Origin of the sequence: Klebsiella sp. (assembly GCF_027492335.1) — a bacterium.
Taxonomy (GTDB): Bacteria; Pseudomonadota; Gammaproteobacteria; order Enterobacterales; family Enterobacteriaceae; genus Klebsiella; species Klebsiella huaxiensis.
The window spans coordinates 191,094-209,261 of the sequence record NZ_JAPUEW010000008.1 but is presented as its reverse complement, the minus strand read 5'-3'; the positions used below and the strand labels follow the sequence as shown (position 1 = coordinate 209,261).

16 protein-coding genes are annotated in these 18,168 nt (G+C 56.5%); 8 read left to right on the top strand and 8 right to left on the bottom strand.

The features are described from left to right. Positions 1-256: 256 nt before the first annotated feature. Complete coding sequence (cysS, locus tag QVF11_RS03005; RefSeq protein WP_287855179.1) at positions 257-1,642, bottom strand: cysteine--tRNA ligase; 1,386 nt, start codon at positions 1,640-1,642, stop codon at positions 257-259. A gap of 173 nt (positions 1,643-1,815) precedes the next feature. Here cysS and ppiB point away from each other — a divergent pair, with 173 nt between their 5' ends. From ppiB to purK, 5 genes are all read left to right on the top strand, one after another. Then, a complete protein-coding gene (gene ppiB, locus QVF11_RS03000) occupies positions 1,816-2,310 on the top strand; it encodes a peptidylprolyl isomerase B (RefSeq protein WP_112215399.1) in 495 nt (164 codons plus the stop codon). Between the two features lie 3 nt (positions 2,311-2,313). Beyond that, positions 2,314-3,036 (top strand): UDP-2,3-diacylglucosamine diphosphatase, encoded by a 723-nt coding sequence (gene lpxH / locus QVF11_RS02995; RefSeq protein WP_112215400.1) that lies wholly within the window; start codon positions 2,314-2,316, stop codon positions 3,034-3,036. Between the two features lie 107 nt (positions 3,037-3,143). Continuing rightward, positions 3,144-3,473, top strand: a complete 330-nt coding sequence (locus QVF11_RS02990; protein ID WP_112215401.1) for a hypothetical protein — start codon at positions 3,144-3,146, stop codon at positions 3,471-3,473. 96 nt (positions 3,474-3,569) lie between these two features. Continuing rightward, the gene (gene purE / locus QVF11_RS02985; protein ID WP_287855178.1) at positions 3,570-4,079 is read left to right on the top strand and encodes a 5-(carboxyamino)imidazole ribonucleotide mutase; all 510 of its coding nucleotides are present in this window, start codon (positions 3,570-3,572) and stop codon (positions 4,077-4,079) included. Next, on the top strand, positions 4,076-5,143 hold the full coding sequence (purK, locus tag QVF11_RS02980; RefSeq protein ID WP_112215403.1) for a 5-(carboxyamino)imidazole ribonucleotide synthase: 1,068 nt from the start codon (positions 4,076-4,078) through the stop codon (positions 5,141-5,143). The genes purE and purK overlap by 4 nt, the downstream gene beginning before the upstream one ends. 193 nt (positions 5,144-5,336) lie before the next feature. On the opposite strand, the gene QVF11_RS02975 is transcribed toward purK, so the two are convergent. The 4 genes from QVF11_RS02975 to QVF11_RS02960 are packed head-to-tail and all read right to left on the bottom strand — an operon-like array spanning position 5,337 to position 9,989. Next, a complete protein-coding gene (locus QVF11_RS02975) occupies positions 5,337-6,230 on the bottom strand; it encodes a carbamate kinase (protein WP_287855177.1) in 894 nt (297 codons plus the stop codon). Positions 6,231-6,239: 9 nt separating this feature from the next. Then, positions 6,240-7,043 (bottom strand): oxamate carbamoyltransferase subunit AllH family protein, encoded by an 804-nt coding sequence (locus QVF11_RS02970; protein ID WP_142512137.1) that lies wholly within the window; start codon positions 7,041-7,043, stop codon positions 6,240-6,242. A gap of 9 nt (positions 7,044-7,052) precedes the next feature. Then, the gene (locus QVF11_RS02965; protein ID WP_112215406.1) at positions 7,053-8,312 is read right to left on the bottom strand and encodes a YlbE family protein; all 1,260 of its coding nucleotides are present in this window, start codon (positions 8,310-8,312) and stop codon (positions 7,053-7,055) included. Between the two features lie 9 nt (positions 8,313-8,321). After that, positions 8,322-9,989 carry an acyl-CoA synthetase FdrA gene (locus QVF11_RS02960; protein ID WP_287855176.1) on the bottom strand — a complete coding sequence of 556 codons (1,668 nt, stop codon included), beginning with the start codon at positions 9,987-9,989 and terminating at the stop codon, positions 8,322-8,324. A gap of 315 nt (positions 9,990-10,304) precedes the next feature. Here QVF11_RS02960 and allD point away from each other — a divergent pair, with 315 nt between their 5' ends. Genes allD through allE form a run of 3 tightly spaced genes read left to right on the top strand, consistent with a single transcriptional unit; the run spans position 10,305 to position 13,404 of the window. Continuing rightward, on the top strand, positions 10,305-11,354 hold the full coding sequence (allD, locus tag QVF11_RS02955; protein ID WP_142466746.1) for an ureidoglycolate dehydrogenase: 1,050 nt from the start codon (positions 10,305-10,307) through the stop codon (positions 11,352-11,354). 21 nt (positions 11,355-11,375) lie between these two features. Next, positions 11,376-12,611: an allantoate deiminase gene (gene allC / locus QVF11_RS02950; protein ID WP_287855175.1), complete on the top strand. Its 1,236-nt coding sequence runs from the start codon at positions 11,376-11,378 to the stop codon at positions 12,609-12,611. A 10-nt stretch (positions 12,612-12,621) separates the two neighbouring features. Continuing rightward, positions 12,622-13,404 (top strand): (S)-ureidoglycine aminohydrolase, encoded by a 783-nt coding sequence (gene allE / locus QVF11_RS02945; RefSeq protein ID WP_142466745.1) that lies wholly within the window; start codon positions 12,622-12,624, stop codon positions 13,402-13,404. A 601-nt stretch (positions 13,405-14,005) separates the two neighbouring features. Here allE and glxK read toward each other — a convergent pair. The 3 genes from glxK to allB all read right to left on the bottom strand — a co-directional run bounded on the left by glxK (position 14,006) and on the right by allB (position 18,074). Then, entirely contained in the window at positions 14,006-15,151 is a 1,146-nt protein-coding gene (glxK, locus tag QVF11_RS02940) for a glycerate 3-kinase (RefSeq protein WP_142512142.1), read from the bottom strand. Positions 15,152-15,173: 22 nt separating this feature from the next. Then, on the bottom strand, positions 15,174-16,481 hold the full coding sequence (locus QVF11_RS02935) for a uracil/xanthine transporter (protein WP_112217234.1): 1,308 nt from the start codon (positions 16,479-16,481) through the stop codon (positions 15,174-15,176). 231 nt (positions 16,482-16,712) lie between these two features. Continuing rightward, positions 16,713-18,074 carry an allantoinase AllB gene (gene allB, locus QVF11_RS02930; RefSeq protein WP_287855174.1) on the bottom strand — a complete coding sequence of 454 codons (1,362 nt, stop codon included), beginning with the start codon at positions 18,072-18,074 and terminating at the stop codon, positions 16,713-16,715. Positions 18,075-18,168 lie beyond the last annotated feature (94 nt).

Here is an 18,168-nt window from a genome sequence, read left to right as displayed (position 1 = left end):
CGTATAAATGATAAGGCCGCAGTAAAGCGGCCTTAATTTCAATAAGAGCCTATCCCAGCAGGCGTTATTGGCGCAGACAGTTTGAACACGGGCAGCGCGGAAGAGCCGGAGCGTACACGTAGTACGTGAGGATGATTCGCTCCGCTCACCCTTCGGGCCGCCCTGAAGGGCGTTCAAAACTCGGTGAGTTTTGTCTGAGCACTGCCAGGTTCAAAGTGGCAAGCAAAATAGCCCTAATGAGCCAGGCTCTAAGAGATTACTTACGCCGCCAGGTGGTACCCTGTGGGCCGTCTTCCAGCACAATGCCCATCTCGTTGAGACGGTCACGCGCAGCATCCGCAGCCGCCCAGTCTTTCGCTTTACGCGCATCCAGGCGCTGTTGGATCAAAGACTCAATTTCGGCCACCTCTCCGTCGTCCGCCTGCGCACCGCTTTGCAGGAAAGCATCCGGCTCCTGCTCCAGCAGGCCCAGCACCGAGGCGAGCTTACGCATATGCGCTGCCATGGCGTTGGCTGCGGCGGCATCTTCGCTCTTCAGGCGGTTCACTTCACGCGCCATATCGAACAGTGCAGAGTAGGCTTCCGGGGTGTTGAAATCGTCGTCCATCGCTTCAATGAAACGCGCTTCGAACGCCTCGCCACCTGCTGGCTCTGCGGTTCTGTCAGTTCCGCGTAGCGCGGTATACAGGCGCTCCAGCGCAGAACGTGCCTGCTTTAAGTTCTCTTCGCTGTAGTTCAGCTGGCTGCGATAGTGGCCAGACATCAGGAAATAGCGAATAGTTTCCGCATCGTAGTATTTCAGCACGTCGCGCACGGTAAAGAAGTTGCCCAGCGATTTTGACATCTTCTCGCGGTCAACCATCACCATCCCGGAGTGCATCCAGTAGTTAACGTACTCGCCGTCGTGGGCGCAGGTGGACTGGGCGATTTCGTTTTCATGGTGCGGGAACATCAGGTCGGAACCACCGCCGTGAATGTCGAAATGGTTGCCCAACTGTTTGCAGTTCATCGCTGAACACTCGATGTGCCAACCCGGACGGCCCGCGCCCCACGGCGACGGCCAGCTCGGCTCGCCCTCTTTCGACATCTTCCACAGCACGAAGTCCATCGGGTTATGCTTGACGTCAACCACATCAACGCGCGCACCGGCCTGCAGTTGGTCGAGGTCCTGGCGCGACAGCTGACCATAGTTCGGGTCGGTCGGGACGTCGAACATCACGTCGCCGTTGTCTGCGACATAAGCATGACCTTTGGCGATCAGCTGCTCGGTGATCTCAATGATTTCCGGGATATGGTGAGTTGCACGTGGTTCCTGATCCGGGCGCAGGATATTCAGCGCGTCGAAGTCTTTGTGCATCTCGGCAATCATACGATCCACCAGCGCAACGAAGTTTTCGCCGTTTTCATTAGCACGCTTAATGATTTTGTCGTCAATGTCGGTGATGTTGCGCACATACTTCAGCTTGTAGCCGAGAAAACGCAGGTAGCGTGAAACCACGTCGAATGAGACAAACGTACGGCCATGGCCGATATGACAGAGGTCGTAAACGGTAATACCACACACGTACATGCCAACTTCCCCGGCATGGATAGGTTTAAATTCTTCTTTTTGGCGCGTCAGTGTATTAAAAATTTTTAACATCGAAGATTCCGTGTAGACGTGTGTGGATATAAGTCGCGTATTCTAACCTTAATTCAACCCCGAAGCAGCACACATTGCAAGGTGATCCAACCCCGAGGTTATGCTATAACAGCCCCCTATATCTCACCCGACTCCGGGTGCAGGCACCACAATCATCGGAACAGGATGCAAAAATGGTAACTTTCCACACCAATCATGGCGATATCGTAATCAAGACGTTTGACGACAAGGCGCCGGAAACAGTCAAAAACTTCCTGGACTACTGTCGTGAAGGTTTCTACGACAACACCATTTTCCACCGTGTTATCAACGGCTTTATGATTCAGGGCGGCGGTTTTGAACCGGGCATGAATCAGAAAACCACCAAATCTCCGATTCAGAACGAAGCTAACAACGGTCTGAAAAACACCCGTGGCACCCTGGCGATGGCTCGTACTCAGGCACCTCACTCCGCCACCGCACAGTTCTTCATCAACGTCGCCGATAACGACTTCCTGAACTTCTCCGGCGAAAGCCTGCAGGGTTGGGGCTACTGTGTATTTGCAGAAGTGGTTGAAGGTATGGACGTGGTCGACAAAATCAAATCGGTATCTACCGGCCGCAGCGGCATGCACCAGGATGTGCCGAAAGAAGATGTTGTGATCAAAAGCGTCACCGTCAGCGAGTAATTCGTGGCGACACTTTTTATTGCGGATTTGCATCTGCAAACGGAAGAACCGGCGATTACCGCCGGTTTTCTGCGCTTTTTACAGGGGGAAGCCCGCAAGGCGGACGCCCTGTATATCCTCGGCGACCTGTTTGAAGCGTGGATCGGTGATGACGATCCGAATCCACTGCATCAGCAAATTGCCTCAGCGCTCAAAGCGTTAGCCGACTCCGGCGTCCCCTGCTACTTCATCCACGGCAACCGCGATTTTCTCGTCGGCAAGCGATTTGCCCGCCAAAGCGCGATGACTCTACTGCCGGAAGAGCAGCTTCTCGATCTCTACGGGCGCAAGGTGCTGATTATGCACGGAGATACCCTCTGCACCGACGACGCAGGCTATCTGGCGTTTCGCGCGAAGGTTCACAACCCCTGGGTCCAGCGCCTGTTTTTGGCCTTACCGCTGTTTATCCGCCGCCGTATTGCCGCCAAAATGCGCGCCGACAGCAAAGCCGCCAACAGCAGCAAGTCGATGGACATTATGGACGTGAACCCGCAGGCAGTGGTTGACGTCATGGAGAAGCATCACGTTCAGTGGCTGATTCACGGGCATACGCACCGTCCGGCCGTTCATCAGCTACAAGCCAATGGCAAAGCCGCTTGTCGCGTGGTTCTTGGCGCGTGGCATAGCGAAGGTTCAATGGTCAAAGTCACGCCAGAAGACGTCGAGCTGATTCATTTCCCTTTCTAGCGCCCTGCAAGCACTATTCCGAAAAAGCCCCTCCTGGCAACAGAAGTGCTGTCTTTACGCTTAACCACCAGGTTAGTTTTCAGCCAAATAACTCTCAAGGAACGAGCATGCAAAAGTGGAGTCAGCCCCTGATTTGGGGAATGGTTATCGCCATCATCGGCCCGATTACCGCCAGCTTTTACGGTCTGGCGTTTATCTACCTCGGCTCACTCACCGTGCTGGGGATCGCGGTTTTACTCTGGATTCTTTATTTTTATGCAATTTATCTACTCTGCACCCGGCCCCATGATGAGCGCTTTGTACAAATATACATGCTGATTATGAGTATTCTTATGCTGCCCTGGGGACTGGTGCTGGTTTTCACCTTTTTCGCCAGCGCGACTAAAGCCTATAATCAGCGAGTTTCATCAGATCCCGATGAGACAAAAGACGCCTGACCATGCATACGCAACCGTTTTCCTTGCTGGCAGTTCATGCTATTCTCTGTGGCCTCTAAAGCAGTGTGAAACACACCCACAGGAGTTTTAAGACGCATGTCTTCCCGCAATAATTCGGCGCGTATCGCCATCGTGATGGGGTCCAAAAGCGACTGGGCTACCATGCAGTTTACCGCAGAAATCCTTGATGTCCTGAACGTTCCGTACCATGTCGACGTGGTCTCCGCACACCGCACCCCCGATAAACTGTTTAGCTTCGCCGAAAGCGCAGAAGAGAACGGTTTTCAGGTGATTATTGCCGGTGCGGGCGGCGCGGCGCATCTGCCGGGCATGATTGCGGCGAAAACCCTGGTGCCGGTTTTAGGCGTACCGGTGCAGAGCGCGGCGTTGAGCGGTGTTGACAGCCTCTACTCCATCGTCCAGATGCCGCGCGGCATTCCGGTTGGTACACTGGCGATCGGTAAAGCCGGGGCCGCCAACGCCGCCCTGCTGGCCGCGCAGATCCTCGCGCAGCATGATGCTGAACTGCACCAGCGCCTCAGCGCCTGGCGTCAGGCGCAAACCGATGAAGTACTGGAAAATCCGGACCCGCGGGGTGTGGCATGAAGCAGGTTTGCGTCCTCGGTAACGGCCAGTTAGGCCGGATGCTGCGCCAGGCCGGCGAGCCGCTGGGTATTGCGGTCTGGCCGGTCGGTCTGGAAGCCGACCCGGAAGCGGTGCCGTTTCAGCAGAGCGTGATCACCGCAGAGATTGAACGCTGGCCGGAGACCGCCCTGACCCGCGAACTGGCGCGCCATTCTGCCTTCGTCAACCGCGATGTCTTCCCGATTATCGCCGATCGTCTGACACAAAAGCAGCTGTTCGACAAGCTGGAACTCGCCACCGCGCCGTGGCAGCTTCTGGTGGATAAAAGCGAGTGGCCTGCGGTATTTGCTCGCCTCGGCGAACTGGCTATCGTTAAGCGCCGCGTCGGCGGCTACGATGGTCGCGGCCAGTGGCGTTTGCGGGAAAATGAAACCGCTCAGCTACCGGATGATAACTACGGCGAGTGTATCGTCGAGCAGGGGATTAACTTCTCCGGCGAAGTATCGCTGGTTGGCGCACGCGCTCAGGACGGTAGCACGGTCTTCTATCCGTTGACCCGCAACCTGCATCAGGACGGTATTTTACGTGCTAGCGTCGCTTTTCCGCAGGCGAACGCGAAGCAGCAGGAGCAGGCAGAGTCGATGCTGTCGGCGGTTATGCATGAGCTAGGTTATGTCGGCGTGATGGCGATGGAGTGCTTTATCACTCCGGAAGGGTTGCTGATTAATGAGCTGGCGCCGCGCGTGCATAACAGCGGCCACTGGACGCAGAACGGAGCGTCTATTAGTCAGTTCGAACTGCATTTGCGGGCGATTACCAGCCTGCCGCTACCGCCGCCGGTGGTGAATAGCCCGTCGGTGATGATCAACCTGATCGGTACCGACCTGAACTACGACTGGCTGAAGCTGCCGCTGGTGCATCTGCATTGGTACGATAAAGAGGTGCGTCCGGGTCGTAAAGTTGGGCACCTGAACCTGACCGACAGCGATACCGACCGACTGAGCGCGACGCTGGAAGCGCTGAAGCCGCTGCTGCCGCCGGAATACACCAGCGGTATCTTCTGGGCGCAGGCGCAGCTCGCATAATCCTGCCCGTCATCCCGGCTTGCGGCGCGCTGCGCCTTAGCCGGGCTACAAAACCCTCTATGCGCACGGATTCTTCGGGGATTTTCCCGGAGGCGGTGCTGCGCACCTGCCCGGGCTACCCGATCGCACAATCTTGTAGCCCGGGCAGGCGCTTTGCGCCGCCCCCGGGGAAAGCGGGCACGATAGCCACCCATCAGGGCTTGATACAGGTCCCCGCCAACCCGGCCAGAGTGTCATCGATGCGCGATAGCGCGCCTATCCACGCTCGCTTGCCCCGGCGGCGCACGTAGCCGCTTACTGCCACGATTTTCGGCCCCATTGCGCCGTCGTCGCGGGCAAACGGGGCCAGCCCTTCCGGCGTTGCTTCACGGATCGGTCGCTGCATCGGCGTGCCCCAATGTTCATACACCGCGTCGGCGTCGGTGAGGATCACCAGGCCATCAGCATTAATCTGCTCTGCCAGCAGCGCGGCGGCGAGGTCTTTATCAATCACTGCCTCCGCGCCCTGCCCGCTCTCCAGCACCGGAATTCCGCCACCGCCGCAGCATATCACCGCATGGCCTTCGCCCAGCAGGCGCTCAATCGACTCGCTCTCCTCAATCCTCACCGGCGTCGGCGAAGGCACCACCCGACGCAGGTACTTACCGTCGCGCTTCATCGTCCACCCGTACTCGCTCTCCAGTTGCGCCTGAAGCTCCGGGTCGTAAACCGGGCCAATAAATTTCTCCGGGGATGAAAAAGCCGGATCGCTCGAGGCTACAGCTATGCGCGTCATCACTGTCGATACCGGCGGCATCTCTGGCTCCTGCGCCAGACGCTGGGCCAGCATATAGCCAATCATGCCCTGGCTCTCCGCCACCAGCACATCCAGCGGATAAGGTTCAACATCGCGATAGGCCAGATTTTGCAGCGCCAGCAGGCCCACCTGAGGTCCGTTGCCGTGAACAATCGCCAGCCGATAGTTCTGCGCCAGGCGCGCCAGAGCCGGAACCGCGCTCTCAATATTGCGATACTGATTTTCCACCGTCAGCGCTTCCCCGCGCTGCAATAAAGCGTTGCCGCCGAGGGCAACCACCAGCGTTTTCATGATTTTTCCTTAGATAATGTGTTGCGCCAACCAGAATCCCAGCAGGGTATCCGCGCCGGAGGTGTGGCCCATCGCCAGCAGAGCCTCGACGGCGGGTTCAATGCGGCGTCGGCGTTGAAGAGCATGCGCGAAATGCATCAGCGGCGAGGCAAAACGCCCCTCGCTGGCGTAGCGTAAATAGTTGACGCTCACCTGGGTCGTGGCGGCGTGCAGATCGCCGGAAGCACGAAAGAAAGTCCGCCCACCGTAGCGGGACATTTGCCCCGCGCACCACGCCGCCAGCATCATGCCGATCAGCATATCGTCCAGACTCGGCGTCAGGCCCGGCCCTTTGCCCAGCCATAATCGCCAGTCGATAGCGTTGCCGGTCAGCGCCGAGGCAAAACAGTGGCGTAATTGCCGCAGCTCAGGATGCTGCGGCAGATGAATCGCCTGCGACAGCGGCCCGAACAGCCCGGTCTCTTCCGGGCGATTCATTAACGTTGCTGGCAGATAAGCGCCATTAGGCTGATAACAAGGCTGCAGGGAGCAGCGCCTGCGTGGCGGTGACAGCAAAAGGCTATCGACCTGAATGCCGTTGTCCCGCGCGAGCGGCAGCGCCCCCGCCCGCAGCGCCGCGTGTAAGCGGATAAAATCGCGATGGCGTAATACCCATCCGCCAGGGCTCACCCCCTGCCCCTGATGATGAAGCGTCAGCAGCGCGCCGCCTTCAACATAGAGATTGATAGTGCGTTGCCAGAGGCCGCCGGTTCGCCAGGGCTGGCGATGGTCCGGCGCATCGACGCTGCCTATCAGCGGACGAATAGTCTCCATCGCGCCTCCTCAGCTCACACCCAGCTCGTCCGCCAACGCTTCCAGCGCCAGTTCGAAACAGGCCAACGGCGCTCTGACGGTCCCGGCGCCAATCTGGCCGATCCCCGCCTCTTTATGCGCAATACCGGTGTTGATAAGCGGAGTAATACCGGTTTCAACCACCCGACGAATATCCAGACCCAGACAGGCTCCCTGGAAATCCCAGCCCGGAATTTGCAGCTGCATATTGCGCTCCAGGAAGATTTCCGCCATCTCCTCGGAAACGGATTTCGCCGCTTCCATTCCGCCCGCGCCGACAAAACGCGTCACGCCTGGGGCCGCGATCATTGCCGCGCCGCCAATACCGAAGGTTTCGGTAATGGCGCTATCGCCCATATCCGGGTTAGCCTGCTCCTGAGAAAAGCCGGTGAAAAATAGCCCCTGCGGCGTATTGACCGGCGCGGTAAACCAACGGTCGCCCAGCCCGCTGACGCGGATACCGAACATATCGCCGTTGCGGGTCATCGCGGTGACGATACTGCCCGCACGAATTTGCGCCCCGCTATCCATCGCCGCTTTGCAGTAGGCCATCGCCAGGTTAAGGAAGAACTGATCGGTAATGGCGAGAAAATCCATCACTTCAGCAATCTGCTGTTTGTCATCGTTGAGGCGCGCCAGATGCGGCGCCAGCGTGCGCATCAGCAGCGCGGAGGTGGCGATGTTGCGCTGGTGGAACTCATCGCCCATGGTGATGCCCTGCGCCATCATTGCGGTCAGGTCGATGCCGCGCTCCATCTGTTTCAGCGCCGCGCTCAGAACCGGCATCAGCACATCGCGCATCCAGCGCAGGCGCTGTTGGACGTCTTCGCCGTAAGCGCCGAAACGCATCACCTTGCCAATCCCTTCATTCAGATTGCAATACGCGCGGTTGCCTTCGGCGATGTTCTCCACCACCAGCATCGGCATATTTGGCGAAGTAATGCCTCCCATCGGCCCCACGGCGTTAACGTGGTGGCAGGGAATAAAGGTAATGTCGCCGCCTTCCAGCATCGCATGGGCCGTTTTTTCATCCTGCGCCCAACCTTCGAATAAGCATGCGCCAATGCAGGCCCCTTTCATCGGGCCGGTCATCTCCTGCCAGCGCATCGGCGGCCCGGCGTGGAGCAACGTTTTATTCTGATTCAGCGCCCCGATTAAAGAACCCGCTGGCTTCACATCCAGCCAGTGCGGACGTGCATTACGAATTCGTTCTATTACTGCGTCATTGGCCTGCGCCACTGATGTAAACATAGAGACCTCTTATTGCAAACGTTCTAATAAACGAGCCAGTTTCTTATTTCCTCCGGCGATCGGTGCCCACTGATAGTGGACAACCGGCGTTCCGGCGGACTGTAAATCAAGCGCAAAGCTGCGCAGGCCAGCGTTGATCACCGCCACGCCGTCCAGCAGGCTGGCACGCGGTGCCAGTTCAGCCATCTGCGGTGGGCTAATGAGCGCTGCGGCAAGCAGGGTGGCTTCGGGAAGGCTGTCAACCACCACAATCCCCGCATCTTCAAGAACGGCTATCTGACGGGAACGACACTGCGGATCGGTTTCGGTGCCGGTCACCGTCGCAATAACGTGCAGTGAATGGCTATCATCCCTGAGCGCCCAGGCCCGCTGGCAGGCTGCCACCAGCGATTCGGCGGGATCTGCAGTCGCGCCGTAACCAATCACCACGTCCAGCAGCAGTACGCCAACCTGAGTTTGCTCACCTAGTTCAGCAATCAGCTGGTTGCGCAGGGAGGGATCGATCATCGGATGCGGGCGGCCTACGGTGTAAAAATCATCGCCGAGGTCGACTATCTGGTGGCCCTGCGCGTTGAGCATCATGCCCTGCGGATGATGTTCGTCAGGAGTGATGCCAAGCCGTTCAGCGAGCAGCCCGGCGGATTCCGCAGCCAGCGTGCCGCCGGTGTACAAACCGCGAATCTGTTTTCCCGCCACCGCGGTCAGGGTTTCCTGATGGCGCACCACCCGCGCCAACAGGCAGGCCAGGCGTCCTGCTTCATCCAGCGTGCGGGCAAACCAGACGTTCTCATCGCGAGTAGCTTTCGGCGCATAGCCAAGAAACAGCGCCACTACCGGTTTGCCGCTGCGCTTCATGGCGCTAATTATCCGCAGGCGCACCGCCTCGGCGGGCGGCTTAGAAACAAAGGCCAGCACCTGGCTCTGCCCGTCGTGAGTCAGCATTTCCAGCGCCGTTTGTGCGCTAATACCGCCCACTTCAGCGCTCAGGTCACGTCCGCCAAGACCAATCGCATGGCTGATTCCTTCGCCGCCGAGGACAATTTGCGAGACCAGTTCCTGAATGCCGGTACCGGATGCACCAATCACGCCGATATTGCCGTCCGGCGTGACGTTGGCAAAAGCCAACGGCGTTCCGGCAATCATGGCGGTGCCGCAGTCCGGCCCCATCACCAGCAGCCCTTTGTCACGGGCGCGTGTTTTCAGGGCAATTTCATCTTCCAGGGTGACGTTATCGGAGAAAATCATCACGTTTTTCTCGCTGCTGAGCGCCTGATGGGCAAGCTCGGCGGCGTACTCTCCAGCAACGGAAATCAAGGTCATATTGGCCTGAGGCAGCTTTTGCGTGGCGCTTTGCCAGCGACGAACCACGCTGAGGCTCTGACTCTGCCCGCTCCCCTGCGCCAGGGCGCTGAGAGCTTCATCAAGACCAGCAATAATCATTTCCGTCACCGACGCATCCGCGCAATCGGTGCGAATCGCTACGCAAATATCATTCGGCGTGGCCGTGGCAAAATCGTCGTGCCAGAAACCGGTGGTCTCCAGCAGCGCCTTATTTGCCGGTGTTCCCATCATGACCGAAACATCATCGACATTTTCTGACTCACTCAGCTTGCGTGAAATAATCATTAAGCTGACCGAATCCTGAAAACAGCCCTTTTTAATAAAGGCATGGATCATAATAACTCCCCAATAATTGCACCCATTGCAATTGAATGAGCATGGTTAATCTGCAATCAGGCTAGCGATATAAAATTATTGGCGGCGTGACCAATATCACATGGAAATTATTACAAGATGCTTTCAAATAAACGCCATAACATTATCTCGTAATTTTCAATGAATAGATTAACCGGGTCCCTTCTGATAAATCGGCGGTGATTATCAAATAAAATCTAACTAACTATTTTTACCAATACAGATCACAATTTAAGTTTATTTTCCCCGTATTTTAATCGGCAGTCAGGCTCTACACCGTCGTTAAAAGGAAGACAGATGAAAGTCAGTCGGGAAACACTTCATCAGCTTATTGCCAATAAGCTGAACACAGCAGGGCTTACTCATGATCACGCGGATATTATTGCCGACGTGCTGGTTTATGCCGATGCCAGGGGAATTCATTCGCACGGCGCAGTACGCGTTGAATATTATGCAGAGCGTATTTCAAAAGGCGGAACCAATCGCAACCCCACCTTCACCTTTGAAAAGAGCGGCCCCTGCAGCGGCATTTTGCATGCCGATAACGCCGCCGGTCAGGTCGCCGCCAAAATGGGTATGGAGCAGGCGATAGAAATCGCTCGGGAAAACGGCGTGGCCGTGGTCGGCATCCGGCGCATGGGGCATAGCGGCGCGATCTCTTACTTCGCGCAGCAGGCGGCCCGGGCGGGGTTTATCGGACTTTCGCTGTGTCAGTCAGACCCGATGGTCGTGCCATTTGGCGGCGCGGAAATCTATTACGGCACCAACCCGCTGGCCTTTGCCGCACCCGGCGAGGGCGACGATATCATCACCTTCGATATGGCCACTACCGTACAGGCCTGGGGGAAAATTCTCGACGCCCGCTCGCGTCATGAAACCATCCCCGATAGCTGGGCGGTGGATAAAAACGGCGCGCCGACCAGCGACCCGTTTGCCGTCCACGCCCTGCTGCCGGCTGCCGGTCCAAAAGGCTACGGCCTGATGATGATGATCGACGTCCTCTCCGGCATTTTGCTCAACCTTCCCTTTGGCCGTCAGGTCAGCTCGATGTACGACAACCTGAGCCAGGGGCGTGAGCTGGGTCAGCTACATATCGTTATCAACCCGGAGTTTTTCTCCTCCAGCGCGTTATTCCGCCAGCATATCAGCGACACCATGCGCGAATTAAACGCCATTACGCCAGCCCCTGGATTTAACCAGGTTTATTACCCGGGGCAGAACCTGGATATCAACGAGAAAAACAGCGCCGTCGACGGTATCGAGATCGTTGATGAGATTTATGACTATCTGGTTTCGGACGCTTTATACAACCGCTCTTATGAAACCAATTCCCCTTTTGCTCAATAAATTAAGATACAGGAGTTGCGTATGGCTAATTACTTTCGACAGGCAATTGAAGAGACACTGCCCTGGCTTTCCTCCTTCGGCGCTGACCCTGCCGGAGGCATAACCCGCCTGCTCTACTCGCCGGAATGGTTACAGGCGCAGCAGGCGTTCAAGCAAAAGATGAGCGAAAGTGGGCTGGAGACGCGCTTTGATGAAGTCGGCAACTTGTATGGTCGCCTGCCCGGTTCGCGCTTTCCCGACAAAGTTATCCTTAGCGGCTCGCATATTGATAGCGTGGTCAACGGCGGTAATCTTGACGGCCAGTTCGGCGCGCTGGCGGCATGGCTGGCGGTTCGCTGGCTCAAAGAGACCTACGGCGAACCGCTGCGTACCGTCGAAGTGCTGGCGTTAGCGGAAGAAGAAGGTAGCCGCTTTCCTTATGTGTTCTGGGGCAGTAAAAATATCGTCGGCATCGCCAACCCGGCGGACGTTCGCGATATCAAAGACACCAAAGGCGTGGCTTTTGTTGATGCCATGAAGCAGTGCGGCTTCACGCTACCCGCCGCACCGCTGGCTCCGCGCCGCGATATAAAAGCCTTCGTTGAGCTGCATATCGAACAGGGCCGCGTACTGGAAACCAACAAGCAGTCCATCGGCGTGGTCAACGCCATCGTTGGGCAGCGCCGTTACACCATTACCCTCAACGGCGAATCCAACCATGCCGGCACGACCCCAATGGGCTACCGCCGCGATACCGTCCACGCCTTCAGCCGCATCTGCTGCGAATCTATCGCCAAAGCAAAAGCCCACGGCGACCCGCTGGTGCTCACCTTCGGTAAGGTCGACCCGCAGCCGAACACCGTCAACGTGGTACCAGGTAAAACGGTCTTTACCATGGACTGCCGCCATACCGACGCGTTTGAATTAACGGCCTTTACTGAAGTGATTGAAGCCGATATGCGGCGGATCTGCGAGGAAATGGATATTGGTATTGAGATTGACCTCTGGATGGATGAAGCCCCGGTACCAATGGATAAAACCCTGGTCGCCCAGCTCACCGCGCTTTGCGAAAAAGAGAAGGTGAATTTCCGCGTGATGCACAGCGGCGCGGGACATGACGCGCAAATTTTCGCCCCCTGCTTCCCGACCTGCATGATCTTTATGCCGAGCATTAAAGGCATCAGCCATAACCCTGCGGAAAGTACGCATATCGACGATCTGGCGGAAGGCGTGAAAACCCTTGCATTAATGCTGCATCAACTGGCCTGGACTGAATAAGGAAAAAATAATGGGATATTTAAATAATGTAGTGGGTTATCGCGACGATTTACTGGCCAGCCGTTCCATCGTACGCCACGGTAATTATGCGTTGTTGACGCCGGATGGCCTGGTCAAAAATATTATTCCTGGCTTTGATAATTGTGATGTGACGATTCTGTCGACGCCGAAATTAGGCGCAACCTTTGTTGACTATCTGGTCACGCTGCATGAAAACGGCGGCAATCAGAGCGGCTTCGGCGGCGAAGGAATTGAAACCTTCCTGTACGTGATTGAGGGTGAAATCATCGCCCAGGCGCAAGGCAAAACCTTCCCGTTGACCAAAGGTGGCTATATTTATTGCCCGCCGGGCGAAAAGGTCATCTTCACCAATAGCCATTCAGGCGATAGCCAGCTATTCCTCTACAAGCGCCGCTATGTTCCGGCAGAGGGCCACGCGCCATATCTGGTCACCGGTAACGTCAACCAGCTTGAACGTATTCATTATGAAGGGATGGAAGACGTTATTCTGATTGATTTCCTGCCGAAAGAGCTGGGCTTCGATATGAACATGCATATTCTCTCCTTCGAGCCGGGCGCCAGCCACGGCTATATCGAAACCCACGTGCAGGAGCACGGCGCTTATATTCTTTCCGGCCAGGGCGTTTATAACCTCGACAATAACTGGGTACCGGTGAAAAAAGGCGATTATATATTTATGGGCGCTTATTCACTGCAAGCAGGATACGGCGTCGGACGCGAGGCGTTTAGCTATATCTACTCGAAAGATTGCAACCGCGACGTTGAGATCTGATTACCACTGATTAAGTTCACCTTTTTTGTTTAGCTATGTTGGATTTTGCCACGGTGAAAACCGTGGCATTTTTTATACCCTAAATAATTCGAGTTGCATGACAAAGCACTTGTGCTTTGAACAGCGCTTGCGCTGGCCCCGCAGGGGCGAGGCCGTAGGCCGAGTAACGCGGCAAGAGAGCGACAAATTCGTCGGGAACGAATTTGACCAGCCGAAGGCTGGCCTCCGGTGAGAGGCAGGAGCCTCTCATTAATCCCCAGGAGCTTACTAAAGTAAGTGACTGGGGTGAGTGACAAATCTGTCAGGAACAGATTTGAACACCGTATCGCGGTGGCCCGTAAGGGCGAGGCTCATGGATGAGCCGAGTAACGCAGCCAACGCACATGCAACTTGAAGTATGACGGATATATTGCCCGGCGGCGCTTCGCTTGCGCGGGCCTACGGGTAAATCTCGCAGCTTTCCCAAGCCGGGTAAGGCGTCAGCCGCCACCCGGCGAAATGCGGGCGCAATAGCAAAGACGGATTTGTTACCCATCTCATAAAATTTTTTTTGTTTAGCTATGTTGGATTTTGCCACGGTGAGAACCGTGGCATTTTTTGTTCAGGCGGGGATGTTCTGGCCAAGCTTGATCGCACAGGCAATATTGCGCGCGCTGGCGTAAAGGTTTTGTTCACCGCGATCCAGCACGTCGGCCAGCGGCGCGAGCGCAGGCAAAATACTGAATACCGCATCAATACCGTGCTGATGCACCGCTTCGACGCCATCGCCCAACACGCCCGCAATACCGATAACCGGTATACCGTGCTTTTTAGCGATTCGCGCCACGCCGATGGGCGCTTTACCGCCGACGGTTTGCGAATCAATCCGCCCTTCACCGGTGATCACCAGATCCGCATCGCGTAGCGCCTCCTCCAGATGAACGGCCTCAATCACAATGTCGATGCCCGGCTTCAGCGCCGCGTTAAGGAATACGCGAGCCGCAACCCCCATTCCCCCCGCAGCGCCGCCGCCGACAATCGCCGTCACATCCTGACCGGTCGCCGTCATCAGTACCTGAGCATAATTTTGTAAACCACGCTCCAGGGCGACAACCATTTCCCTGCTGGCCCCTTTTTGCGGGCCAAAAACCGCCGCTGCGCCGCGCTCGCCGAGCAGCGGGTTATCAACATCGCAGGCCACGTCAATCCGGCACTCTTTCAGGCGCGGATCGAGTTCACGCAAATCAATGCTGGCCAGCCGCTCTAACGCACCGCCGCCGAGGCCGACGCTCTCGCCATGCTCATCAAGAAAACGCGCCCCCAGAGCCTGAGCCATACCCATTCCGCCGTCCACCGTGGCGCTGCCGCCAATGCCGAGAATGATATGGCGAACGCCAGCGTCCAGCGCGTGGCGAATCAGCTCTCCGGTACCGTAGCTGGTGGCCCGCACGGGATTACGCTCACCGGCAGGAACCAGCATCAGCCCGCTGGCCGCCGCCATTTCAATAAACGCGGTTTGCCCATCACCGCTCAGGCCATAGAAGGCACCAACAAAGTCCCCCATCGGCCCCATTACCGGCAGCATCACCATTTTGCCCTCGGTAGCCTCAACCATCGCCTCAACCGTCCCCTCTCCGCCGTCGGCTATTGGCAGGCAGATGCACTCCGCCTGCGGGAAAATAGAGACAAAGCCCGCTTTAATTGCTTGTGCACAGCGGCTGGCGCTCACGCTTTCTTTGAAAGAGTCCGGTGCAATAATAATTTTCATTGTTCGTCCTTTTTTGCTGTCATTACTTAATACGATCCCAGGGAATGAGATTTTCCATGACCACCGCCAGCAGTACGCCGATTAATAAGCCGTTGCCCAATAACGGTCGGATTGTCAGGGGAAGCGTCTGGAGATAGACCGGCGGCAGCCCCATTAAAAAGATGCCGACAAATAGCGGCAGCGCCAGCCGGTAGATATTTCGTGCCGTGAAGGTAATTTGCTTACTGAAAGATAAGCTCGAATATAACAACGGAAGATATGAGACCAGCATGACTGCGCTGCTAATCGGCAACGGTAATGTGGTAAAAAAATGGGTTAACGGCGTAAATAACCCTACCAGCAGACAGCACAGGCAGCCGATAATAAACGGCTGGCGCGAAGTTTCTCCGGTTTGGGTTAATAATCCTATCGACGAAACAAAAGGCGAAAACGGCACCACGCTGAGCGGAACCGTAATTAACGTCATTAATCCGGAGATAATAAAACTCCGTCGATAACGGGTATTGCTGGCGCCCTGTTCCGGGTAAAAAACGTCGGTGCCGCGAATCGCGCCGTAGGTGTTGGTAATATTCACCAGCCCCGCCAGCAATGCCGTCAAAATAATGCCCGAGCGTAATTCGCCGCCGTAGCCGAGCGGAAACCACTGCCAGTGAATCGGCCCGGACGCCGCCGTGGCAGGCGGAGTACGGAACAGCAGATACCAGCTTGCCCATCCCACCAGCGTCCCCACCAGCAAGGCGTAGCGGGCGATGCCGTCCGGGAGGAATATAATCATCCCCAGCACCAGAATCATCACCGCCAGCGCGAGGCCAAACGGTGCCAGTTGAATCGCCACGTTGGCCTGCGTCGAGCTAAAAGGCAGTCCAAGCATACCTTTGAAAAAAATAGTGGTGAGCTGTGCGCCGAGCAGCAGCATAAAAAAGACCATCACCGTCGGGCTGAAGAGCTTCGCCAGGCGATGACCGATACCGCTGACGCCAATGATGATGGTCAGAACAGCAGAAAGAAATATACCGACCGCCAGGCTGGTCGCAATGCTGTCGAACGCCGTACCGCGGGCGGCTTCGCCGACGGTAATGGTGAGGATCGTGCTCCACCAGAGTCCCGTCGGGCCCTCCATAATGGCGCGGCGGTGACCAGATATCGCCTGCGCCAGGCAGGCCAGCCCGGTGGTGATAAAACCGTACTGGGTGAGCGTGATAAGCGCGCTGGCCGGGAGCTGAAAAGCGGACTGTAGTGTCGGCGGTACCACAACGGTGTTGCAGAATATAAAGAAGAACCATTGAAATCCCGCCAGGATGTTTCGTTTATATAGCGGCAATACCATCATGATGAAATCCTGAAACAGCGCCTGCCGTTAAACAGGCGCTAAATATGGAATTGACCGAGGGATTTCCCGGAGGCGGCGCGATGCGCCTGTCCGGGCAACTCACCCGCAAACGGTTGTGAACCCGTACGCCACCAGGAAGATGCCACGCCTATACATCAGGTTCGGCACATTTCCCGGAGGCGATGCTACGCATCTGTCCGGGCTACAAACCGCACTCGGTCCGGGTTACCGTTACTGCTGATGCTTAAGGATAAATTTCCCTTTCGGCGAGTGCGGGAAGCCCTGCTCGATGTCATAAATTACATCGCCGCGCAGGATGGTTTTGGTGATACGCGCGCCAATCTTACGACCCACGTATGGGCTGACTTTATGGCGATACTCAAGATCTTCCGCCTGCAGGATGTAGCTGCTGTTCGGCTGAATAAACACCAGGTCGGCATCTTTGCCTGGGGCAATACGACCTTTATGCTTAAGGCCGAAAATATCAGCAGCGTTAGTCGCCATCAGACGGGCAAATTGCGGCAGTGACATACCGCGCTTCTGCACCGCTTCATCAAACATCACGTCCATGCAGCTTTGCAGACCGGCAATCCCGCCCCAGGCCTGCATGATGTTGCCCGCCTTCATTTCCGGCGGGCACGGAGAGTGATCAGAGACCAGGCAGTCGATTTCACCGTTGAACAGTTTTTCCCACAGGCCTTTCTGGTTTTCCGCGTCGCGGATCGGCGGAGAGCACTTCGCCAGGGTGCCAATCTCTTCAAACTGATCGGTATCCAGCACAAAGTAGTGTGGGCAGGATTCACAGGTGACGTCCTGCCCTTCCTGACGGGCGCGCGTGACTTCGGCAACCCCTTCCGGGCTGCTGACGTGGCACACGTGCAGGCGGCAACCGGCGACTTTCGCCAGATACAAAATGCGGCGAATCGCCTCAACTTCAGTGAATACCGGGCGGGACGCGACGTAATCATGGGCAGTTACGCGACCTTCCCTTTTCGCCTCTTCGCCCAGCTCATCGCAGATCAGCGCGTTTTCGCAGTGCACCAGCACGGTCTGCTTCATTTCGGCCAGCTTTTGCACGCCTTTGAAGAACTGCCAGTCGTTGACGTCGCGGAAATCGTTGTCGATACCACGATCGCCGCAGGTGGCGACGAAGCATTTGAAGCCCACAACGCCCACTTCATCCAGTTCGTGCAGACGGTCCAGGTTATAGGAGACCAGTCCGCCAAGCTGCGCGGCGTCGATGGTCAGCTTGCCCTTCGCCGCATCAAATTTCAGCTCGATAGTTTCGCGATCGACGGTAGCAGGCAGCTGATTCAGCGGCATTTCAATCATCGTAGTGATGCCGCCTTTTGCCGCCGCGCGGGTACCGGTTTCGTAACCTTCCCAATGGGTACGGCCCGGTTCAGAGATGTGCGTATGCGCATCGACCATCCCCGGCGAAACGATCAGGCCCGAAGCATCCATCACCTGCTTCGCTTCACCGAGGTTTTCACCGATAGCGGCGATTTTACCGTCGGTTACTGCGATATCCACCACCCGAGATTCGTTTTCCAGAATAACGGTGCCGTTTTTAATGATTAAATCAAAAGACATATAAAACCCCTTGTATGTGTACAGATAAGTAACCCGCCATACTTCTGTTTGCAGCCATGCGGGCTGTAATACGAATGGCTTTGGGTATTGATGT